Consider the following 3,784-nt stretch of genomic DNA (forward strand, 5'->3'; position numbering starts at 1 on the left):
TATTGAAGAAATAGAAATAGATGAACTTGCGACAATTCTAAAATCAGTTAATAATTTTAGTAAAGATATAATGTCAGTAATATATGAAAGAGAAGGATATGAAGATTAGGAAGTAAAACAATAATTCAACTCTAATAATAACTTTAATTTAACAAAAATAAGGCTATTGAAATATAGTCTTTTTTTGTCGATAAAAATAGAACGGTTATATATAATAAATACTACAAAATGGAGTATAATATAATTATATAAAAAAGTAAGTAGGTGATGAGTTGAAAGTCAAAGAGTACAGAATTATAAAAGGGTTTACTCAAAATGAGTTATCTGAATTAATAGGAATAACTCAACAAACATACTCTAAAAAAGAGAGAGGGGAAAGAAGCTTTACCTTAGATGAGGTTAAAAAGCTAAAAAAAATATTAAATATAAGCTATGAGGAATTGTTTGGAGAAGATTAACTGAAGAAGGGGGAAATATTATGCAATTATCAATAATAGAAGCTATTGAGATTTTAAAATCAGATAGCGAGAATTTAAAAAGAGTTATGGAATATTATGGGGTGAACATATCAAATAATAAATCAAAATGCCCTTTTCATAGCGACAACCATCCAAGCCTATCAATCAAAGGTGGTAGATATAAGTGCTTTACTAATACTTGTGGAGCAAGTGGTGATTTAATAGATTTTATAAGATATAAGGAATCCTGTAATGTTTTAGAATCCGTAAAAAAAGCTATAGAAATACTAGGACTTAACTATACTATAGAGAAAACTAAGCTAGATAAATTAAAAGAATGGATAGAAAAAAATAATGCTACATGGTATGCAGATGAAAGCTTTAAACTTGAAGATGTTTATTTTTACAATGATAAAGACGACCAACCTGTATTAGCCAGGATAAAATATAAAAACTTAGATACAGGCAAAAAACAATTTAGCCAAGCAAATATAGTAGACTGTGGGGACTACTACAAGCTTGACTATAAAACAGAAAAAATAAACCTAATATATAATATGCCAAGAGTACTAAAAAGTATTCGAGAAAATAAAGAAATATTTTTAGTTGAAGGAGAAAAAGATGCACTAAATCTTCAAAGGATAGGATTCACTGCTACTACTTGCAGAGAAATAACAAGTGTAAGTAACGATGTGCTATCTCCTTTGATTAACTCTAAGTTAGTAATAATACACGACAATGATGAAGCAGGAAGAAAACATTTAGCAAATATCAAGAAAAAAATAATGCCTATAACTAAAAGCTTTAAAGTTCCATTTATAAAGGAGATACATCTCAAAGAAGATACAAAGCAAGATATATCTGATTTTATAGAAAGTAAATTCAATGAAGGTTTAACAAGTAAAGACATAAGAAGCTTAATAATAGATATAGTAGAAAGAACGTTAGATCAAAATAATGTATATGAATTACAACAAGATGAAAAAGGAGTATATAAAACCTTTATAAAAGAAATTGAAGGGGAACAGATAGAAACTAAGATATATCTAACTAATTTCAATGTGATAAGCTTGGTTAGGGTAGAAAACATTGATACAGATGAGGAAATAGTTGAATTTATAATAAAAAATAATCTTAATGAAATTAGAAAAATAAAAGCTAGAAGTAATAAATTATTCTTGGATGTTAAAAGTTTCAATAGTTTTATGAATATGGGCTTTTTCTTTGATGGAAAACCTAAAGACTTGAATATGTTTAAAGCTTGGGTTAATAAATATTTCTTAATAGAGAAAAGAAATGAATATCTATTAACTGGGATTAGAGAAATAGAAAATAAAAAGATGTTAATAACTCCTAATGGAGCATTAATGAAAAATGGAGATATAGACTTAAATTACAAAGCAGATAATCACATCACTTTAGTTAATTTTAATGATACTAAAAGACTAGATAAAGAAACTGCTACAGAGTTATCAAAACATTTGTTTAATTGGAATAGTGAAAAGAATTGCTACAACGTAATAGGAAGCTTAGTTGCCAATATGCTTAACAGTATATACAGAGAATGTAACGGAATCAATGTCCATGTAACAAGTTATGTTGGGGAAAGTGGAAGTGGTAAATCTTTTACAATAGATAATATAACAAGACCTTTATTAGGATTAGATAATGATACTATGGTGTTTTCTTCTATAATGCCACATGGACTTTTAAGGGCATTGAATGACACATATATGCCTACTATTATAGATGAAGTTAAACCAAGTCAAAGTGGAGAATTTAAAAGGCAATTATTATCTAATACAATAAGAAGTATAACTGGAGAATCTACTGTAATAAAAGGAACTCAAAATCAAGGATTTAAAACTTATAAATATAATTCAAGTTTAATAATAGCAGGAGAAGAAACACTTGACGAAACTGCTTTAAAAAACAGATGTAACATAATATGGTTTAGTTGTAATGAAATGACAGAAGATAATATTAAAAACGGTGGTTACTTCTTAACAAAAGAAGGGCGAGAAGCTATGAAAAGTTTAGGTATGGAAATTTATATCCATATACTAAACAAATGGGATGGAGAAAAATTATTAAAGACTTTAGATATAATAGAAAATACTTATAAAAATGAATCTAAGCTTCATCCAAGAATACAAGCAACTTTTAATAATACAATGTTGGGTATTGTAGTTTTACAATCAGTTTTATCTTCAATATGTGGCGATAAAATCAATTTTAAACCACTTGAAGAAATTGCTAGACTTATATATCAAAACTTAAAAGAAAATGTATTAGATGGTGAATATGCGACTAAACAAATATATGATGAAGTATTAGAAGCTATAGATGATTTAGCAAGTGGCATAGGTCAATATACGATAGTAGAAGGAGTTCACTATAAACAAGATAGCCTATACTTGAAATTTGATTTTAAATCAATATACCCAGTACTTGAAAGTTATTATAAGAGCAGAGGGAAAATATTGAAGTTAGATTTAAAAACTTTTACTGGAATGATAACTAAGTCTAAGTATATAGAAGGAGAAAGTAAGGACTATTACAAGGTAGTCAAGCTAGATGGCAAAAGTAGAAGATGCTACTTCTTGAGCAAGGAAAAACTTAAAGGATTAGATATGCAGACTTTAGTTCCAAATAATGAAATAGAATGGGAAGAAATTTAATCCTATAAAATCAAGGTTACTATGTAGTTACTAAAAAGTTACTGTATAGTAACCAAAATAGTAACCGTAAAACATATGTAAAACTGTTGCAAATACTATATATATTTTTATTAGTTACTAAAGTTACTAAAGTTACTATAAATAATGAGCAGTACCCTTTTTAAGAGAGTTTTTTTAATAGTCTTATATATAAATAAAAAAATATACTGATAAATTCAAAAAGTAGTAACTTTAGTAACCTAAGTAACCTTGATGCTTAAAGTATTAGAAATGCTATATTTCAAAGTTACTGTTTCAAATACGGGGGTAGTAACTTTTAAAAGATAAATAGTAACCGTGATAGTAGCTTGTAAAAAATAAAGGAGGGATTGTTATGAAATTAAGGTTAGAAGATTGGTGTGAATTTAATGATGAGATAACTATGAAAGAAATACTTGATATATTAGGCGAAGAAATGGATGTTATATATGTGTGTAATACAGGTGATGGAGAAATCCCTATATATGGTGAAGAGTTCAATGATTGTGTTGAGAGATTAGAAGAAGATATTGATAGAATATTTGATAATGCAATTAATGAATTGGATGCGATAGTAAAAAAATACAAAAAACAAAAAAAAGAAATCCAGGAAAAATATTTAGAAGA

Annotated in this window: 3 protein-coding genes; all 3 read left to right on the forward strand. The window is 27.1% G+C overall.

The window, feature by feature from the left end; all coding sequences use genetic code 11:
- Window positions 1–272: 272 nt before the first annotated feature.
- A complete protein-coding gene (locus VK071_01905; protein HLR34063.1) occupies window positions 273–458 on the forward strand; it encodes a helix-turn-helix transcriptional regulator in 186 nt (61 codons plus the stop codon).
- Window positions 459–478: 20 nt separating this feature from the next.
- Window positions 479–3,139 (forward strand): CHC2 zinc finger domain-containing protein, encoded by a 2,661-nt coding sequence (locus tag VK071_01910; GenBank protein HLR34064.1) that lies wholly within the window; start codon window positions 479–481, stop codon window positions 3,137–3,139.
- 373 nt (window positions 3,140–3,512) lie between these two features.
- Window positions 3,513–3,784 (forward strand): hypothetical protein (locus VK071_01915; GenBank protein HLR34065.1); only part of this gene is annotated, 272 nt, incomplete at its 3' end.

The organism is Tissierellales bacterium (assembly GCA_035301805.1).
In the GTDB taxonomy this organism is placed as follows: Bacteria; Bacillota; Clostridia; order Tissierellales; family DATGTQ01; genus DATGTQ01.

Coding starts and splice junctions, on each gene's coding strand:
- VK071_01910 (HLR34064.1), top strand. CDS start 479: ATGCAATTATCAATAATAGAAGCTATTGAGATTTTAAAATCAGATAGC.